Raw genomic sequence first — 18,505 nt, 5'->3', positions numbered from 1 at the left:
CCTCCCAGCGGTGCGTTACTTGCGGTAACACCAGTCTGTTACCAGCGGGTATGGACTGTCAACCAGCGGCGAAGCGCTTCGGCCCGGACAGCGCCGGGCACCGGGCGGGTGTTACGTTGCGACAGCCTCACGGAATCGCACGGGCGGGGAGACACGCTATGGACATCGCACACCGGACCACCGACCAGCAGACGCCCGCCGAGCAGCGGCGACGCGAGCTGCTGGAGGCGGCGGACCGGGTGGTGCTCCGGGAGGGCCCCAAGGCGTCCATGAACGCGATCGCGGCCGAGGCCGGCATCACCAAGCCGATCCTCTACCGCCACTTCGGCGACAAGGGCGGCCTGTACCGCGCCCTCGCCATCCGGCACACGGACGCCCTCCTCTCCGCCCTGCGGGCCGCGCTCGACGCGCCCACCGACCGTCGGCGCCGCGTCGAGGCGACCCTCGACACCTATCTCGCGTCGATCGAGGCGATGCCCCAGGTCTACCGCTTCCTCATGCACCCGGCCGAGGAGCCGCACCAGACCGAGCAGGGCTTCGACGTCGGCCGCCACTCCGCCCCGCTGCTCCGCCGCATGGGCGAGGAGCTCGGCCAGGTCATCGCCGAGCGCGTCGACCTGGGCCCGGGCGCCGAGGTCCAGGCCCGGATCTGGGGCCACGGCATCGTCGGCATGATGCACGCGGCCGGCGACTGGTGGCTCGGCGAACGCCCCTGCTCCCGCGCCGAACTCGTCCGCAGCCTCGCCGACCTCCTGTGGGGCCGCCTCGCCCAGGCCGACGACCGCCCGGACGGCCCCGGCTTCTAGCGAGGCCGCGGCGGAAGGGGCCGGAGGGGCTCCCCGGAAGGGGCCGGACCGCGGCGGCTACGCCTCCAGGACCCCCGCCCCGCTCCCCCACGGCTGCTTGCGGACCGCGCGGAGAAGGCGTGACTTGCGCCACCCCGTGACCCGGTCCGCGTAGACCCCGCCGTCCAGGTGGTCCGTCTCGTGCTGGAGGCAGCGGGCGAAGAAACCCGTCCCCTCGACCCGTACCGGCGTCCCGTCCATCCGTACGCCCTCGACCACCGCGCGGTCGTGACGGGGCGTCGGGGCTTCCAGGCCCGGCAGGGACAGGCACCCCTCCGGGCCCCGGATCACGTCACCGTCCGCCTCGACCAGGCGCGGGTTCACCACATGGCCCAGATGGCGGTTCTCCTCGTCGTCGGGGCAGTCGTACACGAAGACGCGCAGGCCCACGCCCACCTGGTTCGCCGCCAGGCCCACACCGTTCGCCGCGTACATCGTGGCGAACATGTCCTCGACGAGCCGGGCCAGTTCGGGCCCGAAGTCGGTGACGGGCGCACAGGGTCGGTGCAGCACGGGGTCGCCGAGCAGAGTCATCGCTCGGACGAGGCCGGAACTGCCGGGGATGGGGCGGTTTCGCATGGCGGTAAGGGTACGGTCCGCCGTGACCTGGCTGTTTCGCGCACCTCTCGGCGGTGCCGCTGTTCGGGCTGCTGGCCGGATCTCGATAGGCTGAGCCCGGACCGACGCAAGGAGGAACAAGAACGATGTCAGGACACCCCGGTAATCCAGAGCCGCTGTCGCCGCGCGCCAAGCTGGCCGTGACGGCGGGCAGGGCGGCGGCCGCGGTGTCGCGGGCGGCGGGGCGCGGCAGCGGTTCGGTGATCGGCGGCAAGGTGGCGCTGAAGCTCGACCCCGACCTGCTCGGCCGGCTCGCACAGCATCTGGACGTCGTCCTGGTGTCGGCGACCAACGGCAAGACGACCACGACGCGGCTGATCGCGGAGGCCCTGCGCGCCGCGGGCCCCGTCGTCTCCAACGCCCTCGGCGCCAACATGCCGGCCGGCATCACCTCGGCACTCGCCGGCGGCTCGGACTCCAAGTACGGCGTGATCGAGGTCGACGAGAAGTACCTCGCCGGAGTCGCCCGCGACACCACGCCGAAGGTCATCGCGCTGCTCAACCTCTCCCGCGACCAGCTCGACCGCGCCGCCGAGACCCGCATGCTCGCCGAGAAGTGGCGCGAGGGTCTCAACGGCACCAAGGCCGTCGTCGTCGCCAACGCCGACGACCCGCTGATCGTCTGGGCCGCCTCCTCCTCCCCTAACGTGGTGTGGGTGGCCGCGGGCCAGGAGTGGAAGGACGACGCCTGGTCGTGCCCCGCCTGCGGCGGTGTGATGCAGCGTCCGGGCGACGACTGGTTCTGCGGCGAGTGCGGCTTCCGCCGCCCCGCGCCGAGCTGGGCGCTCAGCGGCGACCACGTGCTCGACCCGCACGGTTCGGCCTGGCCGATCCGGCTCCAGCTGCCCGGCCGCGCCAACAAGGCGAACGCGACCAGCTCGGCCGCCGTCGCCGCCGTCTTCGGGGTGCCGCCGCAGGTGGCCCTGGAGCGCATGTACCAGGTGCAGGCCGTCGCCGGACGCTACGACGTCATCTCGTTCCAGGGCCGCGACCTGCGACTGCTGCTCGCGAAGAACCCGGCCGGCTGGCTCGAGACGTTCTCCCTCATCGACGGGCCGCCCGCCCCGGTGATCCTCTCCGTCAACGCGCGCGGCGCCGACGGCACGGACACCTCCTGGCTGTGGGACGTGGACTACGGCAGGCTCGCCGGCCACCCGATCATGGTGATCGGCGACCGGAAGCTGGACCTCGCGGTCCGCCTCGAGGTCGCGGGCGTGGACTTCCGCGTCTGCGAGACGCTGGACGAGGCCGTCGCGATGGCCCCGCCCGGACAGATCGAGCTGATCGCCAACTACACCGCCTTCCAGGACGTCCGCCGCCGCGTCGGCAACTGACCCGTAGAGGACATGCAGCATGACTGACAGCAGCCTGCGCCTGGTCTGGGTCTACCCGGACCTGCTCAGCACCTACGGCGACCAGGGCAACGTCCTCGTCGTCGAGCGCCGCGCCCAGCAGCGCCGCCTCAGCGTCGAGCGCGTCGACGTGCGCAGCGACCAGCCGGTGCCGACCTCCGGCGACATCTATCTGATCGGTGGCGGCGAGGACCGTCCGCAGCGGCTCGCGGCCGAGCGGCTGCGGCGGGACGGCGGTCTGAGCCGGGCCGCCTCGAACGGCGCGATCATCTTCTCGGTCTGCGCCGGCTACCAGATCCTGGGCCACGAGTTCATCAACGACCTCGGCGAGCGGGAGACCGGTCTCGGTCTCATCGACGTGATCTCGACCCGTGGCGAGGGTCAGCGGTGCGTCGGCGACGTCCTCGCGGACATCGACCCCCGGCTCGGCCTCCCCCAGCTGACGGGCTTCGAGAACCACCAGGGCATCACCCACCTCGGCCCGACGGCCCGGCCCTTCGCCCGGACCGTCTTCGGCAACGGCAACGGGACCGGCGACGGCACCGAGGGCGCGTACAACGACACCGTGTTCGGTACGTACATGCACGGCCCCGTCATGGCCCGCAACCCGCAGATCGCGGACCTGCTCCTGAAGCTGGCCCTCGACGTGAACGCGCTGCCGCCGACCGACGACCGCTGGTACGAGGCGCTGCGCGCCGAGCGCATCGCGGCGGCCACGCAGCCCGCCTAGGGTCGCCCCGGCCGCCGCTGCCGGCCTCTCGTACGCACGTACGCTGTCCACCGTTCGGACATCCGGTTCGGCCCCGTCACCCAGCGGCTATAGGGTGGCGGGGATCCAGCCGGACGACGTGGTCCGGGAGTCGGCCCACGTTGCAAAGGTTTATGGGCTATGCGCATTGGCGTGCTCACCTCCGGCGGAGACTGCCCCGGTCTGAACGCTGTCATCCGTTCCGTCGTGCACCGCGCCGTCGTCGACCACGGCGACGAGGTCATCGGTTTCCTCGACGGCTGGAAGGGCCTCCTGGAGGGCGACTACCGCAAGCTCGACCTCGAAGCGGTGGGCGGCATCCTGGCCCGGGGCGGCACCATCCTCGGTTCCTCGCGGGTCCAGCCCGCGCACCTGGTCGGCGGCGTCGAGCGTGCCCGCGGCCATGTCGCCGACCTGGGTCTCGACGCGATCATCCCGATCGGCGGCGAGGGCACCCTGAAGGCGGCGAACCTGCTCTCCGAGGCGGGCATCCCGATCGTCGGCGTCCCGAAGACCATCGACAACGACATCGCCTCCACCGACGTCACCTTCGGCTTCGACACGGCCGTCACCGTCGCCACCGAGGCCCTCGACCGGCTGAAGACCACCGCCGAGTCCCACCAGCGGGTCCTCGTCGTCGAGGTCATGGGCCGTCACACCGGCTGGATAGCGCTGCACTCCGGCATGGCCGCCGGCGCGCACGCCGTGGTCGTCCCCGAGCGCCCCTTCGACATGGACGAGCTGACGGCCCGGGTCGGCGCCCGCTTCGCCGACGGCAAGCGCTTCGCGATCGTCGTCGTCGCGGAGGGCGCGAAGCCGCGCGAGGGCTCGATGGAGTTCAAGACCGCCGGCACCGACATCTACGGCCACGAGCGGTTCACCGGCGTCGCCAACCAGCTCTCCGTCGAGCTGGAGCGGCGCCTCGGCAAGGAGGCCCGCCCGGTCATCCTCGGCCACGTCCAGCGCGGCGGCACGCCGACCGCGTACGACCGGGTCCTCGCCACCCGCTTCGGCTGGCACGCGGTCGAGGCGGCGCACCGCGGCGAGTTCGGCATGCTGACCGCGCTGCGCGGCACGGAGATCACGATGGTTCCGCTGGCCCAGGCCGTGGAGACCCTCAAGACGGTCCCGGCCGACCGCTACGCCGAGGCGGAGTGCGTGCTCTGACCGTCACCGGCGCGTGACATCCGCCCCCGGTCGCAGCAGCGGCCGGGGGCGGTTCTAGTCTGGTGCGGACAACAAGCACGAATCGGGCTCCAGGAGTGCACACGATGGATCACAGCGGGCACGGCATGACCACGGATCTGCCGCCGTTCACGCTGGGACGGGGCCTGGAGTTCTCTCCCGACCTCTTCTTCCTGATCGGCTGTCTCACGGCGCTCGGTCTCTACGGGTGGGGTGTGACGCGGCTGCGCCGGCGCGGGGACGCGTGGCCGGTGAGCCGGACGGTGTTCTTCACGGTCGGCGTACTGACCATCGCCCTCGTCATGTGCACCAGGCTCAACGACTACGGCATGGTCATGTTCAGCGTGCACATGGTGCAGCACATGGTGATCTCCATGCTGTCGCCGATCCTGCTGCTCCTGGGCGCGCCCGTCACGCTCGCGCTGCGGGCGCTGCCGGTGGCGGGGCGGGGCGCGATGGGCCCGCGCGAGCTGCTCCTGAAGCTGCTGCACAGCCGGTACATGAAGGTCATCACGCACCCCGGCTTCACGATCCCGATGTTCATCGCGAGCCTGTACGCGCTGTACTTCACGCCGCTCTTCGACTTCCTGATGAGCTCGAAGCCGGGCCACATCGGGATGATGGTCCACTTCCTGATGGTGGGCGTGGTCTTCTTCTGGCCGATCATGGGCGTGGACCCGGGCCCGCACCGGCCGGGCTACGTGATGCGGATGCTGGAGCTGTTCGCGGGCATGCCGTTCCACGCCTTCTTCGGCATCGCGCTGATGATGGCGTCGGAGCCGATGGTCGGCGCGTACGCGAGTCCGCCGGCCTCGCTGGGCATCGACGCGCTCTCCGACCAGAACGCGGCGGGCGGCATCGCCTGGGCGTTCAGCGAGATCCCGTCCGTGCTCGTGCTGATCGCGCTCGTCTACCAGTGGTACCACTCCGAGCAGCGGCAGGCGGTCCGCCAGGACCGGGCGGCCGACCGGGACGGGGACAAGGAGCTGGAGGCGTACAACGCGTACCTGGCCTCGCTCCAGACGCGGCGGTGACACCGGCGGGCGCCCGGCGCACGCCCGGTGTGTCCTGGGAGTAGCGCGCGCCCCTCTCGGGGGGTCACGATGGTCGGGACGGCTTCCGTGGCCTCGGTCGGGAGGAGGGCGGACTGATGTCCGGTTCCACGAAGACGATGGCGGTGCTCACCTTCGCCGCTTTGGTGCTGACGACGGCCTACACGGTGGCGCTCGGCAGCAGTGGCTGGCTCTGGTTCGGCTGGGTGGTGCTGGGCGTGGTCACGATCGGGATGGCGGCGTCGGACGGCGCGGCCCCGCCCGGCCCCCGCCGCCGCCCACCGACGGGCGCGGGGCCCGCGCGCCCCTAGGGCGACTCCCCCGGGGTCGGTCTGACCCCGGGGCAACCCCGTATGAGGGCCGGCCTGGCCCCCCCTAGGGCGAGTCCGTACGGGTCCGGCCTGAGCGGCGAGACGCCCCTAGCCCTTGGGTGCCAGGACCACCCAGACCTGGCCCGGGGCGAAGGCCAGCGGTGCTCCGTCGGGGGTGGTGAACGTGGTGCCCGCCGACGCCGAGGGCCGGGACCAGTGGGCCTCGTGGGCGCGTCCGTCGCGCAGGACGAGCGCGGTGCCGCTGCCGACGGTCTCGGTGTACGGGGAGACCGCGCCGGACCGGTCCCGGAAGTCGGAGGCGCGGACGGCGACCCGCTGGACGACGACCGTCGACGGGCGCAGCGGCCCGGTGTCGGTGGCACGGGCGGCGCGGCCGTCCATCGCCACCCGCCAGCTCCGGTCGGCGGCGGACCAGGTGAAGGTGTAGCGGGCCGCGGGGAAGCGGACGGTCTCGGAGGCGACCGGGGTGCCGCCGCCAGGTGCCGGCCCGAAGCGGAAGCCGATGTCCCGCGCGTCCCCGGCTCCGGGGTCGGTGGCGAGGGCCCGCTCGGGCCGCAGGTAGAGATTGTGCGGCGCGGCCCGGTCCGGGGAGCGCCGGAAGGCCCCGGGGGCCGTGGTCTCGGTGACGGGGTGCAGCGGCGCGGCCCGCACCAGGGGGTTCAGGGCGGACTGCGCCCCGGAGTAGGCGAGGACCGGCCGGCCGAAGGCGCCGAGGAGTTCGAGGTCGGATTCGCGGGCGCTGCGGACGGGTCCGGCGAGGTCGGGGAGGCGGGAGGAGTACACGGCGAGGAGCCGGGTGACCCCGCCCTCGACCTGTTCGACGTAGACGAGGTCGGCGGCGCCGAGTCCGGTGTGGGGGCGGGCCGCGGTCACGTTGTCGATCTTGACGGCGAGGACCGGGGCGGGCCGTGCGGGGAGCCCGGTGAAGGGTGAGCGCCCGGCGGGCGCCGGTGTCGTCGGCGCGGGGGCCGTGGTCGCGGGCGAGGGGGTCGGCACCGGGGCGGGTTTGGGAGGGCCCGAGTCGGAGCAGCCGTACAGCCCGGCCGCCGTCAGCGCGCAGAGCAGCGCGGTGAGGACACGGCCGGGGCGCCTGGCCCCGCGCTCGCCTCTCATGGTGACGCTCCCCCACCAGTGGACCACGGGGCCGCACACGGATACAACGGGGCTTGACGGACGACGAACGGGGGTTACGGGTGTTCTACCACCTGATGAAGTACGTGCTGCTCGGACCGCTCCTGAAGCTGCTCTTCCGGCCCCGGATCGAGGGGCTCGAGCACATCCCCGAGGAGGGCGCGGCGATCGTCGCGGGCAATCACCTCTCCTTCTCCGACCACTTCCTGATGCCGGCCGTGATCACCCGGCGGATCACCTTCCTCGCGAAGCAGGAGTACTTCACGGGGCCGGGGATCAAGGGCCGGCTCACCGCCGCGTTCTTCCGGGCCGCCGGTCAGATCCCGGTCGACCGCTCGGGCAAGGAGGCCGGGAAGGCCGCCATCCGCGAGGGGCTCGGGGTGCTGGACCGCGGCGAGCTGCTCGGCATCTATCCGGAGGGGACGCGTTCGCACGACGGGCGGCTCTACAAGGGGAAGGTGGGGGTGGCGGTGATGGCGCTGACGGCCGGGGTCCCGGTGGTGCCGTGCGCGATGGTGGGGACCTTCGAGATCCAGCCGCCGGGCAAGGTCGTGCCGCGGATCCGCCGGGTCACCATCCGGTTCGGGGAGCCGCTGGACTTCTCCCGGTTCGCCGGGTCGGCGGACGAGCGGGCCGTGGTCCGCGCGGTCACCGACGAGATCATGTACGAGATCCTGCGCCTGTCGGGTCAGGAGTACGTGGACGCGTACGCGGCGGACGTGAAGGCCGCCGAGGCGCCCGGGGGCCCGGCGCGGAAGTTCCCCGGACGGGAACGCTGAGGGCGGATCCGCGCACGGCGCAATCCCCTGGGCCGGGGCTCCGGGCGCCCGTAGCGTCGCCTCCATGATCAAGGGAAACGCGTTCGTGCTGGGTGCGTCGGGGCAGGTGGGGCGGGCGGCCGTACGGGCCCTCGTCGCGGACGGCTGGGAGGTGACGGCCGCCTCGCGGGGCGGCGTCAGGGACGACAGGTGGCCGGACGAGGTCCGGTCGGTGCGGCTGGACCGCACCGAGGAGGGCGCGCTCGCGGCCGGACTCGGCGACGGCTGTGACGTGCTCGTCGACATCGTCGCGTACGACGGCGGGCACGGCAGGCAGCTGACCGGTCTCGCCGACCGGATCGGTTCGGCGGTGGTGGTGTCGAGCGGCGCCGTCTACGAGGACGAGGAGGGCCGCAGCTTCGACACGCAGGACCGGCCGGACGGCTTCCCCGCCTACCCGGTGCCGGTCGCGGAGGACTGGCGGACGGTCGCGCCGGGCGACACCTCGTACGGCACGCGGAAGGTGGCCCTGGAGCGGGAGTTGCTCGCGGCGGGCGAGGCGCTGCCGACGACGCTACTGCGGGCGGGCGCCATCCACGGCCCGTACTGCCCGGGTCCGCGTGAGCTGTGGTTCGTGAAGCGGGTGCTCGACGGGCGGCCGGTGCGCCTCCTCGCGTACGGCGGCGCCTCGCGGTTCCACCCGGTCCACGTGGACAACCTGGCGGAGCTGGTCCGGCTCGCGGCGGCGAACCCGGGCAGCCGGGTGCTCAACGGCGCCGACCCGGAGGCGCCGACGGTGGCGGAGATCGGGGCGGCGATCGACGCGGCCATGGGGGCGGAGAGCGAGACGGTGCTGATCGAGGGACCGCCGCCGGAGGGCATCGTGGGGCTGACGCCGTGGACGGCCCCGCGTCCCATGGTCTACGACATGACGGCGGCCGAGCGGGAGTTGGGGTACCGGCCGGTGGTGTCGTACGCCGAGTCGCTGCCGGCGACGGTCGAGTGGCTCGCCGGGCACCTCGCGGGACGGGAGTGGCGGGAGGCCTTCCCCAACCTCGCGAAGTACGGGGTGGACTTCTTCGACTACGCGGCGGAGGACGCCTGGCTGGCGGCCAGGCGGTGAGAACGGGACGGGGGGAGGGACCGTCGGCCCCTCCCCCCGTCCCGTTCGCGGCCGTTACGGCTGCGGCGTGGCGTGCGGGGCGCAGGTCTGGTCCCTGGCGTCCAGCTTCCCGGTCAGCAGGTAGGCCTCGACCTTGGTGTTGAGGCACGGGTTGACCAGGTTGGTGATGCCGTGCGAGCCGGCGTCCTTCTCCGTGATCAGGCGCGAGCCCTTGAACCGCTTGTGCAGTTCGACGGCGCCGCCGTACGGGGTGGCGGCGTCACGCTCGGCCTGGGTGATGAGCACCGGCGGCAGGCCCTTGCCGGTCTTCACCTCGGTGGGGCGCTGGCGCGGGGTGGACCAGGTGGCGCAGGGCAGGTTCATCCAGGCGTTGGCCCAGGTCATGAACGGGTACTGCTCGTGGAGCCGACTGTTGTCCCGGTCCCACTTCTTCCAGCTGGTGGGCCAGGGCGCGTCGGCGCACTCGACCGCGGTGTAGACGGCGTTGCCGTTCTCCGAGGCGGCGTTGCCTGCGGTGTCGGTGAGATCGGCGGCCGCGGAGTCGATCAGCGGCTGCGGGTCACCGGCGGCGTACGCGCTCCAGGCCTCGGCCACCGGGGCCCACATGGAGTCGTAGTACGGGGCGTTCTGGAAGAAGGCGACGAGTTCGGCGGGGCCGACCTTGCCGCCGAGGGGCGCCTTCTTGGCGGCGGCGCGCAGGGTGTCCCACTGCTGGCGGACCTCCGCGTAGGTGTCGCCGAGGTGGTAGGTGGCGTCGTGCTGGGCGACCCAGGTCATCCAGTCCTCGAGCCGGCCCTCGAAGGCGATGTCCTGGTCGAGGTTGGCCTCGTACCAGATCTTGCGCGTCGACGGGTTGACGACGCTGTCGAGGACCATGCGGCGGACGTGGCTCGGGAAGAGGGTGCCGTAGACCGCGCCGAGGTAGGTGCCGTAGGAGACGCCGACGAAGTTGAGCTTCTTCTCGCCGAGGGCGGCGCGGACGACGTCGAGGTCGCGGGCGGTGTTGAGGGTGTTGATGTGCGGCAGCAGGTCGCCGCTCTTCTCGGCGCAGCCCTGGGCGTATTCGGCGGCGAGCTTGCGCTGCGCGCGCTTGTCGGCCTCGCTGTCGGGGACCGGGTCGAGCTTGGGGCCCTTGACGAACTCGGTCGGGTCGACGCAGGAGATGGGGGCCGACTTGCCGACGCCGCGCGGGTCGAAGCCCACGAAGTCGTAGGCCTTGGCGGTGTTCGCCCAGATCGCGTTCTTGGTGGTGACCCGGCGCGGGAAGCGCAGGCCGGAGCCGCCGGGGCCGCCGGGGTTGTAGAGGAGCGCGCCCTGGCGCTCGGCGGGTGTACCGGTGGCGCCGATCCGGTCGACCGCGATCTTGATCTTCTTGCCGTGGGGCTTGGCGTAGTCGACGGGGACGGTGACCCAGCCGCACTGGATCGGCTTCTCCAGGCCCCAGTCGGCCGGGCAGTCCTGCCAGTCGATGCCCGTCTGGGCGGCCCGCGCCGCGGCGACGGCGACGCCGATCGCCTCGGCGTCGCGCAGCCGGCGGTCGCTGTCGGCGTTCGCCGCCGGGGCCGTGAGCGCTCCCACGACGAGCGTGCCCGCTATGAGAGTGCCGGCCGAGCCGAGTGCTGCCGTGCGTCGCACAAGTCCTCCCCCTGTAGGTGTCGTTCTGTCCGGGTGATCCTTTCGTCCGGGGGCAGCACGACGTAAGCCCGTACGGGTGTTTCTTTGCCGAACCCATAACCGGTGACGGTGCTCCGGTGAGCGGTGAGCGGCGCGGCTCAGGAGGGCGCGAGCAGCTCCAGCGCCTCGTCGAGGAGGCGGCGCAGGGCCAGGGCGTCGGGGGCGACGGCGGTGGCCAGGGCGGCGGTTCCGGCGAGCGGGGTGATCGCCGCGTGCTCGCCGAGGAGCTGTGGCGCGACCGGCTTCTCCTCGAAGCCGGGTTCGACGACGAGGAGTTGTCCGGTGGCCCGGTGCCCGCCGAGGACGGCGCCGCCGTCCCAGCCGCCGGGCGCCCCCGGGCCGAACGCGAGCTCCTGGTCGAGGAGGGGTCGCCCGGCCCGGCGGACGGTGAGCCGGGTGCGGAGGGTGCCGGGGGGTTCGCCGTGGCGGCCGAGGATCTGCTCCTCGCGGAGGACCAGCCGTGCCGTGGGGGCGAGTTCGACGACGGTGCGCATCCGCAGGTCCGAGCCGTCGACGGAGACCAGCTGTTCGGGGAGCCAGCGCAGGACGGCCTCCTCGCCGACGGTGATCCGGACGTCGTACGCGGCGGGCTCGGCGCTCCGGCCCGGCAGGGCGAGGGTCGCGGCGGCCGAGTCGACCAGGAGCCGGGCCCCGTCCCGTACCTCGGTCTCCACGGCCAGCCGGTCACCGCCGAGCGGGGCGCTCATCGCGCCGACGAGGGTGACCCGGGTGTACGGTCCGGCCGTCCTGGTCCGGCGCAGGGCGAGCGGTCCGTCGCTCACCAGGAGCGGCAGCCCCCCGTCGGCGTCGACGGCGATCCGGGCCGTGGCGCGCAGGCTCACGCGGTCCATGCCCCGAGCTGGGCGCGGACCCAGTCGGCGACGGGGGCGACGCCGTTCTCGGCGCGCAGCGAGGTGAAGGCGACGGGCAGTGCGCCGCGCTGCGCGGCGGCGTCGTGGGCCATCCGCTCCAGGTCGGAGCCGACATGGGGGGCGAGGTCGGTCTTGTTGACGACCAGGAGGTCGGCGGTGGTGACGCCGGGGCCGCCCTTGCGCGGGATGTCGTCGCCTCCGGCCACGTCGATGACGAAGATCTGCGCGTCGACGAGGCCCTTGGAGAAGGTGGCGGTGAGGTTGTCGCCGCCGGACTCGACGAGGATGAGGTCGAGCGGTCCCACGGCCTCCTCCAGTTCCTCGACGGCTTCGAGGTTGGCGGAGATGTCGTCGCGGATGGCGGTGTGGGGGCAGGCGCCCGTCTCCACGGCCTGGATGCGCTCGGGCGGCAGGACGGCGTTGCGGAGCAGGAAGTCGGCGTCCTCGCGGGTGTAGATGTCGTTGGTGACGACGGCGAGGGAGAGGGTGTCGCGGAGGACCCGGCAGAGGGCGGCGACGGTCGCGGTCTTCCCGGAGCCAACGGGGCCGCCGAGGCCGATGCGCAGCGCGCGGCGGGTGCCGTCGGGGCGGTGGGCGTCGGCGGAGACGGCGCCGTGGTGGGTGTGGGCGTGGTCGAGGTGCATGGTTCTCCTGTCGGAGCGTTACGAGGCGAAGAGGCGGACGGGCCAGGCCGCGTGCTGTTCGGCGGTGAGGTCGAGAAGGGGGGCGGAGGCGGCGGGGAGGGCGTCGACGCCCTCGCGGGCGGCGGCGGTGGCGCGCTCGACGACCTCGTCCATCTCGGGGCCGAGGCGGGCCAGGACGGCGGTGGCCTGGTAGGGGTCGAGGCCGAGGAGGCGTACGGCGGCGGTGGTGGGTCCGCCGACGGTCTCGTACGCGACGCAGTGGGCGGCGTCCTCGGGGCCGAGTCCGGCGGCCAGGGCGGTGGTGCCGAGGACGACGGGCTGGTGGGCGCCGCGGGGGAACGCCGCCGCGAGCGCGTCGAGCGCGGGGCTCGGCCAGGTGGCGCGGGCGGCCCGCATCAACTGCCGACCGAGCCTGCGGGCGGTGGCGCGCAGGGCGGGTGAGGGGGTGCGGGCGTCGGCGGCCGCGTCGAGTTCGAGCGGGTCGAGTCCGTACGCGGCTCCGGCGGCGAGCGCGGCCGTGGTGAGGCCGGTGGTGTGCAGCCGGCCCCGGCAGAAGGACTCGAGTCCGGCGGCGTCCTTGATGCGGCCGGCCCGGACGGCGGCCTCCGCGCCGCCGGAGTGGGCGTGCCCGCCGGCGGGGAACCGTCCGTCGGCGAGCACGAGGAGTGCGGAGCGTGTCATGGTGGCGGCGCTGTCAGAAGAGGAAGTAGCGCTGGGCCATGGGCAGTTCGGCGGCGGGGGCGGGTTCGACCGCTTCGCCGTCGATGGTCACCGTGAAGGTGTCGGCGTCGACCTCGACCCGGGGCAGGGCGTCGTTCTCGCGCATGTCGGCCTTGGTGACCCGCCGGGTGGAGCCGATGGCGGCGAACTCCTTGTGGAGACCGAGTCTGCGCGGCAGGTCGTCCTCGATGGCCGCCTGGGCGACGAAGTTGACCGAGCCGGCCGCCGCGGCCCTGCCGAGCGCGCCGAACATCGGGCGGGGCAGGATCGGCTGGGGCGTGGGGATGGAGGCGTTGGCGTCGCCCATCTGCGCGTACGCGATCTGGCCGCCCTTGACGACGACGAGCGGCTTGACGCCGAAGAAGGCGGGCTCCCAGAGGACCAGGTCGGCGAGCTTGCCGGGCTCGACCGACCCGACGAGGTGGTCCATGCCCTGGGCGACGGCCGGGTTGATCGTGTACTTGGCGACGTAGCGGCGGACCCGGTGGTTGTCGGCGCGGCCGTCGCCGGGCAGGGGTCCGCGGCGCTTCTTCATGACGTGTGCGGTCTGCCAGGTCCGCATGATCACCTCGCCGATCCGGCCCATGGCCTGGGAGTCGGAGGAGATGATCGAGATGGCGCCCAGGTCGTGGAGGACGTCCTCGGCGGCGATGGTGGAGGGCCGGATGCGGGACTCCGCGAAGGCGAGGTCCTCGGGGACGGCCGGGTTGAGGTGGTGGCAGACCATCAGCATGTCGAGGTGTTCCTCGATGGTGTTGACGGTGTGCGGCCGGGTGGGGTTGGTGGAGCTGGGAAGGACGTACGGCTCCGAGACGACCGTGATGATGTCGGGGGCGTGCCCGCCGCCGGCGCCCTCGGTGTGGTACGCGTGGACGGTGCGCCCGGCGATGGCGGCGAGGGTGTCGCCGACGAAGCCCGCCTCGTTCAGGGTGTCGGTGTGGATGGCGAGCTGGGCCCCGGTCTCCTCGCAGACGGACAGGCAGGCGTCGATGACGGCGGGGGTCGCGCCCCAGTCCTCGTGGATCTTGAAGCCGAGGGCGCCGCCGCGGAGTTGGGAGTGCATGGCCTCCCTGGACATCGTGTTGCCCTTGCCGAGCAGACCGATGTTGACGGGGAAGGTGTCCAGGGCCTCGAACATCCTGGCCGTGTGCCAGGGGCCGGGGGTGACCGTGGTCGCCTTGGTGCCCTCGGCCGGTCCGGTGCCGCCGCCGACGAGGGTGGTGACGCCGGTGGCGAGGGCCTGCTCGACGACGGTGGGCGAGATGAAGTGGACGTGGGCGTCGACGGCGCCGGCGGTGACGATCCGGCCGTTGCCGACGATGATCTCGGTCTCGGGGCCGATGACGAGGCCGGGGTGGACGCCGTCCATGGTGTCGGGGTTGCCGGCCTTGCCGAGGGCGGTGATGCGGCCGTCCCGGATGCCGATGTCCGCCTTGACGATGCCCCAGTGGTCGATGATCACGGCTCCGGTGATCACGGTGTCGGGGGCGCCTTCGGCGCGGGTGGTGCGGGCCTGGCCCATGGACTCGCGGATGACCTTGCCGCCGCCGAAGACGGCTTCGTCGCCCGCGCGCCCGGGTCCGCCGCTGCGGTCCTCCTCGATCTCGACGAGGAGGTCGGTGTCGGCGAGCCGGACGCGGTCGCCGGTGGTGGGGCCGAACAGGTCGGCGTACACGGCGCGGTGGAGGTCAGGCATGGTCGCCGCCCTGGTGGTGGTGCGCGGTCGCGCCGGTGGTGTCGTCGGTGTCGAGGGGGCCGGCGGTGTCGAGGGGGCCGGCGGGGTCGAGGGGGCCGGCCGTCTCGCCGCGCAGGCCGGGCACGATCCGGCGGCCCGCGAGGGGGACGAGTTCGACCTCGACGGGGATGCCGGGCTCGAAGCGGACGGCGGTGCCGGCGGCGATGTGCAGCCGCCGGCCGTGCGCGGCGGCCCGGTCGAACTCCAGGCCGGGGTTGACCTCGGCGAAATGATAGTGGGAGCCGACCTGGACGGGCCGGTCGGCGGCGTTGAGCACGGTCAGGCGGGTGACGGGGCGCCCCTCGTTGAGGGTGACGGGGCCGTCCGCGTACAGGATCTCTCCGGGGATCATCGGCGGCCCGTTCAGACGATGGGGTCGTGGACGGTGACGAGCTTGGTGCCGTCGGGGAAGGTGGCCTCGACCTGGACGTCGTGGATCATCTCGGGGATGCCGTCCATGACCTCCTCGCGGGTGAGCACCGTGCGCCCGGAGGCCATCAGTTCCGCGACGGTCCGGCCGTCGCGGGCGCCTTCGAGGATGTGGGAGGTGAGGAGCGCGACGGCCTCGGGGTGGTTGAGCCGCACTCCCCTGGCCCGGCGCTTCTCGGCCACGTCCGCCGCCACATGGATGAGCAGGCGTTCCTGTTCGTGCGGGCTCAGTTGCACTCTTCCACCTCACAGTCGTCGACCGGGACACACCCGGACAGCTGCGGACCCTACCGACCGTCAACACACTGTTGAGGTGCCGAGATGCGGCACGTGGTCAGACATTGCACGTTAGGGCGGAAGTTTTTCCGGCTCGTTAACTGCGGCTTTGCGTTCGCATGATCATCAGACCGGGCGGGCCGGGATCTCCGGGCCCGCCGGGCGCCCGCTCGTGGACCGCGCGTCCGGAGCGCCGAAGGCTACGAGGCGCCGGGCTCGCGGTGGTGTGCGGCGATGCCGAAGCGGCCCTGTTCGCCGGGAGCGGAGTCCATCGGGTGGAAGCGGGACACCGAACTGACCACCTGCTCGTCGGCGGGCTTCTCGGCCGCTTCCAGTTCCTCCAGGTCAGCGGCGGAGACCAGCGCGACGAGCGGCTTCCCGTGACGGGTGACGACGACGCGCTCACCGCCGTATACGACGCGGTTGATGAGGTCGGCGAGCTCGGCTCGCGCTTGCGTCACCGGGATCTCGTAGGTCATGCTCCCCATCTTACGGCCTGTACATCCTGTACATTTTTTACAGATGGAGGTACCCGTCATGCACGCTCGTCACGTCCTGCCCGAGTTCACGGAGCGGACCAGCTACGGCACCAGGACCCTCGACCCCTACTCCCGGCTCCTCGCCTCCCGGATCGTCTTCCTCGGCACGCCGATCGACGAGACCTCGTCCAACGACGTCATCGCCCAGCTCCTCCACCTGGACCACGCGGCGCCGGGTCAGGACGTCTCCCTCTACCTGAACTGCCCCGGCGGCTCGATCACCGCGACGACCGCGATCTACGACACGATGCGCTCGCTCCACTGCGACGTGGAGACCACCTGTCTGGGCCAGGCCGGCTCCACGGCCGCGCTCCTGCTCGCCGCCGGCGCCCCGGGCAAGCGGCTGATGCTCCCGGGCGCCAGGGTCACGCTTCGGCAGCCGGCCCTCGACGAGCCGCTGCGGGGGCAGCCGAGCGACCTCGACCTCCACGCGCGCGAACTGCTCCGACTCCGCGGCCTGGTGGCCGGGGCGCTCACCGAGCACACGGGGCAGCCCCGGGAGCGGGTGGACGCCGACCTCGACCGCCTGACCGTCCTGGACGCACCGGCGGCGGTCGCGTACGGCCTGGTGGATCATGTGATCACCAGCCGGCGCGCGGCCGTCGGCGGCACGGCGCGGTGACCCGGCCGTGGTTCCCGAGCTGCCGCCGCTCCCCGCCCTGACCCGGGCCGAGGGTGAACTCGTCGACGCGTACCTCGACGTCGTCGACCTGCTGGGAAAGATCAATCCATCCCGAGGTACGCATACCTTGGGGGCACTCCGGGCGGCACAGGCCCTGGTGGGGCGAGCCGAGGCGTTGCGCGAGGCCCTGACGCTCATGCACGCGCGGGGCGAGAGCGAGGTGCACGCGGAGACGCTGGCGCGTGCGCTGCGGGTGCTGGACGGGGAGCGCAGGACCGGCCGCGTCACCGTCCGTGAGCCGCGCGCGAGTTGACATTTCGTCGTGTCGTGTCCAGGTCCGTACGGCCGACATCTGCCGCAGAAACCCTCGCTCGTTCGGCGTAGTCGACGAGTCGATATATGGCCCGGGTGACTTGCGCAGCACGTGTACACATTTGGCGGAATGGGGCGTTCCACCCCTGGTGCGGGGCTCGTTGGCCAAACCTCCGAAGATCACGAAAGCGTCCTGTCCACCCGAACGGATCAGTCGTGAGGAGCCTCACATATCGCTGTTTCAGCTCGGATTTCACCCCGGATGTGGGTCAAGATCCCTGTCGACGACAAGCCCCCGCCGCCGCGGCGGGGCGGTCCGGGCGGACGCCGAGTCCTGCCGCTGTCCCGGACGTCTGGTCGACAGGAGTAGATCGGCAGGAGTGGAGGACCCGATTTTTACGGGGCGTACGCGCTGTTCCGGCAGCGAGGCCGTCCCTTGGGGTGAAGCCGCGACAGCGGCCGGGCATCTTCGCCTGCCCGAACCCGACAGGTCATCCTTCACAGGCGGCTGACGAAGGGTTGCGCATGACTGCGCAGATGCACGTCCCGTCCCTGCTGTCCCGGGCCGGAGCCGTCTCGGCTCTCACCCTCGCCGCCGTCGGCGGCACGCTGCTCGCACCCGGAGCGGCGTCGGAGGCCCAGGCAGCCACCACGCACGCGAACAAGGCACTGAGCGTCGCCGCGTCCAAGAAGGGAGCCCCGTACCGGTACGGGAGCGCCGGGCCCTCCAGGTTCGACTGCTCCGGTCTGACGCTCTACGCGTACAAGAAGGCGGGCAAGTCGCTGCCTCGCACCGCGCAGCAGCAGTACAACAAGACCCGGCACATCTCCGCCTCCACCAGGCAGAAGGGGGACCTGGTCTTCTTCCACTCCGGCGGCAGGGTGTACCACGTGGGCATCTACGCCGGCAGCGGCAGGATCTGGCACTCGCCCAAGAAGGGCTCCTGGGTGAAGCTCGACCGGATCTGGTCGTCGAAGGTCTACTACGGCCGCGTCCGGTGACGCGACGGGATTGACGGTCCTCGAACGGGGGGGGTGCGGTGGCGCCGCCGTACCCTCTGCTCCGCCGGACCGGCCCCGTACAGCCCTGGACACCCCCTAGCGACGCGCCAGGGGGGCCGTGGTCCACGGGATCGTGATCCAGACCGTCTTGCCGCCGTCCTCGGTCGGGGTGACCGAGAGACGGCCGCCCGCCTCCGCCGCGAGGACGCGGATGATGACCATGCCCCGGCCGTTGTCCTGCTGGACCGCCGCCGGGAGGCGGCGGGGCCGACGGGGGTGGCTGTCGGTGACCCCGATGTGGAGCCGCTCCTCGCGCTCCAGGCGGACCTCCACCGTGAAGGTGGGTGACTGGCCGAGGGTGTGCAGGACGGCGTTGGTGGCGAGTTCGGAGACGATCAGACGGACCGAGTCCGCGATGTCCGCGGCGCCGTCGAGCCCCCAGTCGGTCAGGACGTCCGCGACGTACCGCCGGGCCGTGGGGACCGAGGCGGGATCGCTCGGCAGCGTGAGGGATGCTTCCTGATGATCTGCCATGG

Annotated in this window: 22 protein-coding genes and 1 riboswitch; of the genes, 11 read left to right on the top strand and 11 right to left on the bottom strand. The window is 72.5% G+C overall.

Going from position 1 to position 18,505, the window contains the following annotated elements:
- Positions 1–158 precede the first annotated feature (158 nt).
- Positions 159–806, top strand: coding sequence for a TetR family transcriptional regulator (locus AMK29_RS23240; protein ID WP_073816152.1), 648 nt, complete (start codon positions 159–161; stop codon positions 804–806).
- 57 nt (positions 807–863) lie between these two features.
- Here AMK29_RS23240 and def read toward each other — a convergent pair whose 3' ends face one another.
- Positions 864–1,424 carry a peptide deformylase gene (gene def / locus AMK29_RS23235; RefSeq protein ID WP_073816150.1) on the bottom strand — a complete coding sequence of 187 codons (561 nt, stop codon included), beginning with the start codon at positions 1,422–1,424 and terminating at the stop codon, positions 864–866.
- Between the two features lie 125 nt (positions 1,425–1,549).
- On the opposite strand from def, the gene AMK29_RS23230 reads away from it, so the two are divergent.
- The 5 genes from AMK29_RS23230 to AMK29_RS23210 all read left to right on the top strand — a co-directional run bounded on the left by AMK29_RS23230 (position 1,550) and on the right by AMK29_RS23210 (position 6,111).
- Entirely contained in the window at positions 1,550–2,797 is a 1,248-nt protein-coding gene (locus AMK29_RS23230; protein ID WP_073816148.1) for a Mur ligase family protein, read from the top strand.
- A 19-nt stretch (positions 2,798–2,816) separates the two neighbouring features.
- On the top strand, positions 2,817–3,545 hold the full coding sequence (locus tag AMK29_RS23225) for a type 1 glutamine amidotransferase (RefSeq protein ID WP_073816146.1): 729 nt from the start codon (positions 2,817–2,819) through the stop codon (positions 3,543–3,545).
- A gap of 159 nt (positions 3,546–3,704) precedes the next feature.
- A complete protein-coding gene (locus tag AMK29_RS23220; RefSeq protein WP_073816143.1) occupies positions 3,705–4,730 on the top strand; it encodes a 6-phosphofructokinase in 1,026 nt (341 codons plus the stop codon).
- A 104-nt stretch (positions 4,731–4,834) separates the two neighbouring features.
- A complete protein-coding gene (locus tag AMK29_RS23215; RefSeq protein ID WP_073816140.1) occupies positions 4,835–5,782 on the top strand; it encodes a cytochrome c oxidase assembly protein in 948 nt (315 codons plus the stop codon).
- 116 nt (positions 5,783–5,898) lie between these two features.
- On the top strand, positions 5,899–6,111 hold the full coding sequence (locus tag AMK29_RS23210) for a hypothetical protein (protein ID WP_073816138.1): 213 nt from the start codon (positions 5,899–5,901) through the stop codon (positions 6,109–6,111).
- A 108-nt stretch (positions 6,112–6,219) separates the two neighbouring features.
- Here AMK29_RS23210 and AMK29_RS23205 read toward each other — a convergent pair whose 3' ends face one another.
- Positions 6,220–7,245, bottom strand: a complete 1,026-nt coding sequence (locus tag AMK29_RS23205) for a DUF3048 domain-containing protein (protein WP_073816136.1) — start codon at positions 7,243–7,245, stop codon at positions 6,220–6,222.
- An 80-nt stretch (positions 7,246–7,325) separates the two neighbouring features.
- Here AMK29_RS23205 and AMK29_RS23200 point away from each other — a divergent pair, with 80 nt between their 5' ends.
- The gene (locus AMK29_RS23200; RefSeq protein ID WP_073816133.1) at positions 7,326–8,042 is read left to right on the top strand and encodes a lysophospholipid acyltransferase family protein; all 717 of its coding nucleotides are present in this window, start codon (positions 7,326–7,328) and stop codon (positions 8,040–8,042) included.
- 64 nt (positions 8,043–8,106) lie between these two features.
- Positions 8,107–9,144, top strand: a complete 1,038-nt coding sequence (locus AMK29_RS23195) for an NAD-dependent epimerase/dehydratase family protein (protein ID WP_073816131.1) — start codon at positions 8,107–8,109, stop codon at positions 9,142–9,144.
- A 54-nt stretch (positions 9,145–9,198) separates the two neighbouring features.
- Here the strand turns inward: AMK29_RS23195 and AMK29_RS23190 are convergent, their stop codons facing one another.
- From AMK29_RS23190 to AMK29_RS23155, 8 genes are all read right to left on the bottom strand, one after another.
- Entirely contained in the window at positions 9,199–10,779 is a 1,581-nt protein-coding gene (locus tag AMK29_RS23190; protein WP_073816128.1) for an alpha/beta hydrolase, read from the bottom strand.
- A 137-nt stretch (positions 10,780–10,916) separates the two neighbouring features.
- Positions 10,917–11,660 carry an urease accessory protein UreD gene (locus AMK29_RS23185; protein WP_073816125.1) on the bottom strand — a complete coding sequence of 248 codons (744 nt, stop codon included), beginning with the start codon at positions 11,658–11,660 and terminating at the stop codon, positions 10,917–10,919.
- Positions 11,657–12,334 (bottom strand): urease accessory protein UreG, encoded by a 678-nt coding sequence (gene ureG, locus AMK29_RS23180; RefSeq protein WP_073816123.1) that lies wholly within the window; start codon positions 12,332–12,334, stop codon positions 11,657–11,659. Before ureG ends, AMK29_RS23185 begins: the two co-directional genes overlap by 4 nt.
- An 18-nt stretch (positions 12,335–12,352) precedes the next feature.
- Complete coding sequence (locus tag AMK29_RS23175) at positions 12,353–13,015, bottom strand: urease accessory protein UreF (RefSeq protein ID WP_073816121.1); 663 nt, start codon at positions 13,013–13,015, stop codon at positions 12,353–12,355.
- A gap of 13 nt (positions 13,016–13,028) precedes the next feature.
- Positions 13,029–14,750 (bottom strand): urease subunit alpha, encoded by a 1,722-nt coding sequence (locus AMK29_RS23170; protein ID WP_073816119.1) that lies wholly within the window; start codon positions 14,748–14,750, stop codon positions 13,029–13,031.
- Positions 14,743–15,141 carry an urease subunit beta gene (locus AMK29_RS23165; protein WP_241845663.1) on the bottom strand — a complete coding sequence of 133 codons (399 nt, stop codon included), beginning with the start codon at positions 15,139–15,141 and terminating at the stop codon, positions 14,743–14,745. The genes AMK29_RS23170 and AMK29_RS23165 overlap by 8 nt, the downstream gene beginning before the upstream one ends.
- Positions 15,142–15,152: 11 nt before the next feature.
- Positions 15,153–15,455 (bottom strand): urease subunit gamma, encoded by a 303-nt coding sequence (locus tag AMK29_RS23160; RefSeq protein ID WP_073816116.1) that lies wholly within the window; start codon positions 15,453–15,455, stop codon positions 15,153–15,155.
- A 239-nt stretch (positions 15,456–15,694) separates the two neighbouring features.
- Positions 15,695–15,973, bottom strand: a complete 279-nt coding sequence (locus tag AMK29_RS23155; RefSeq protein WP_073816114.1) for a type II toxin-antitoxin system Phd/YefM family antitoxin — start codon at positions 15,971–15,973, stop codon at positions 15,695–15,697.
- 58 nt (positions 15,974–16,031) lie between these two features.
- Here AMK29_RS23155 and AMK29_RS23150 point away from each other — a divergent pair, with 58 nt between their 5' ends.
- The 3 genes from AMK29_RS23150 to AMK29_RS23140 all read left to right on the top strand — a co-directional run bounded on the left by AMK29_RS23150 (position 16,032) and on the right by AMK29_RS23140 (position 17,969).
- Positions 16,032–16,655, top strand: coding sequence for a ClpP family protease (locus AMK29_RS23150; protein ID WP_079197078.1), 624 nt, complete (start codon positions 16,032–16,034; stop codon positions 16,653–16,655).
- Positions 16,656–16,662: 7 nt separating this feature from the next.
- Positions 16,663–16,968 (top strand): hypothetical protein, encoded by a 306-nt coding sequence (locus AMK29_RS23145; protein ID WP_073816109.1) that lies wholly within the window; start codon positions 16,663–16,665, stop codon positions 16,966–16,968.
- A 347-nt stretch (positions 16,969–17,315) separates the two neighbouring features.
- Positions 17,316–17,489: riboswitch (cyclic di-AMP (ydaO/yuaA leader) on the top strand.
- Positions 17,490–17,492: 3 nt separating this feature from the next.
- Positions 17,493–17,969, top strand: a complete 477-nt coding sequence (locus AMK29_RS23140) for a C40 family peptidase (RefSeq protein WP_073816107.1) — start codon at positions 17,493–17,495, stop codon at positions 17,967–17,969.
- Between the two features lie 96 nt (positions 17,970–18,065).
- Here AMK29_RS23140 and AMK29_RS23135 read toward each other — a convergent pair whose 3' ends face one another.
- On the bottom strand, positions 18,066–18,503 hold the full coding sequence (locus AMK29_RS23135; RefSeq protein ID WP_073816104.1) for an ATP-binding protein: 438 nt from the start codon (positions 18,501–18,503) through the stop codon (positions 18,066–18,068).
- Positions 18,504–18,505: the final 2 nt, after the last annotated feature.

Origin of the sequence: Streptomyces sp. CB02261, assembly GCF_001905665.1 — a bacterium.
Lineage (GTDB): Bacteria > Actinomycetota > Actinomycetes > Streptomycetales > Streptomycetaceae > Streptomyces.
Note: the sequence above shows the minus strand (reverse complement) of the source record. Positions and strands in the feature narration are given on the sequence as shown.

Bases quoted from the DNA above. Each gene is read 5' to 3' on its own strand.
- AMK29_RS23240 (WP_073816152.1), top strand. From the start codon at position 159: ATGGACATCGCACACCGGACCACCGACCAGCAGACGCCCGCCGAGCAG.
- def (WP_073816150.1), bottom strand. From the start codon at position 1,424: ATGCGAAACCGCCCCATCCCCGGCAGTTCCGGCCTCGTCCGAGCGATG.
- AMK29_RS23230 (WP_073816148.1), top strand. From the start codon at position 1,550: ATGTCAGGACACCCCGGTAATCCAGAGCCGCTGTCGCCGCGCGCCAAG.
- AMK29_RS23225 (WP_073816146.1), top strand. From the start codon at position 2,817: ATGACTGACAGCAGCCTGCGCCTGGTCTGGGTCTACCCGGACCTGCTC.
- AMK29_RS23220 (WP_073816143.1), top strand. From the start codon at position 3,705: ATGCGCATTGGCGTGCTCACCTCCGGCGGAGACTGCCCCGGTCTGAAC.
- AMK29_RS23215 (WP_073816140.1), top strand. From the start codon at position 4,835: ATGGATCACAGCGGGCACGGCATGACCACGGATCTGCCGCCGTTCACG.
- AMK29_RS23210 (WP_073816138.1), top strand. From the start codon at position 5,899: ATGTCCGGTTCCACGAAGACGATGGCGGTGCTCACCTTCGCCGCTTTG.
- AMK29_RS23205 (WP_073816136.1), bottom strand. From the start codon at position 7,245: ATGAGAGGCGAGCGCGGGGCCAGGCGCCCCGGCCGTGTCCTCACCGCG.
- AMK29_RS23195 (WP_073816131.1), top strand. From the start codon at position 8,107: ATGATCAAGGGAAACGCGTTCGTGCTGGGTGCGTCGGGGCAGGTGGGG.
- ureG (WP_073816123.1), bottom strand. From the start codon at position 12,334: ATGCACCTCGACCACGCCCACACCCACCACGGCGCCGTCTCCGCCGAC.
- AMK29_RS23175 (WP_073816121.1), bottom strand. From the start codon at position 13,015: ATGACACGCTCCGCACTCCTCGTGCTCGCCGACGGACGGTTCCCCGCC.
- AMK29_RS23170 (WP_073816119.1), bottom strand. From the start codon at position 14,750: ATGCCTGACCTCCACCGCGCCGTGTACGCCGACCTGTTCGGCCCCACC.
- AMK29_RS23165 (WP_241845663.1), bottom strand. From the start codon at position 15,141: ATGATCCCCGGAGAGATCCTGTACGCGGACGGCCCCGTCACCCTCAAC.
- AMK29_RS23155 (WP_073816114.1), bottom strand. From the start codon at position 15,973: ATGACCTACGAGATCCCGGTGACGCAAGCGCGAGCCGAGCTCGCCGAC.
- AMK29_RS23150 (WP_079197078.1), top strand. From the start codon at position 16,032: ATGCACGCTCGTCACGTCCTGCCCGAGTTCACGGAGCGGACCAGCTAC.
- AMK29_RS23140 (WP_073816107.1), top strand. From the start codon at position 17,493: ATGACTGCGCAGATGCACGTCCCGTCCCTGCTGTCCCGGGCCGGAGCC.
- AMK29_RS23135 (WP_073816104.1), bottom strand. From the start codon at position 18,503: ATGGCAGATCATCAGGAAGCATCCCTCACGCTGCCGAGCGATCCCGCC.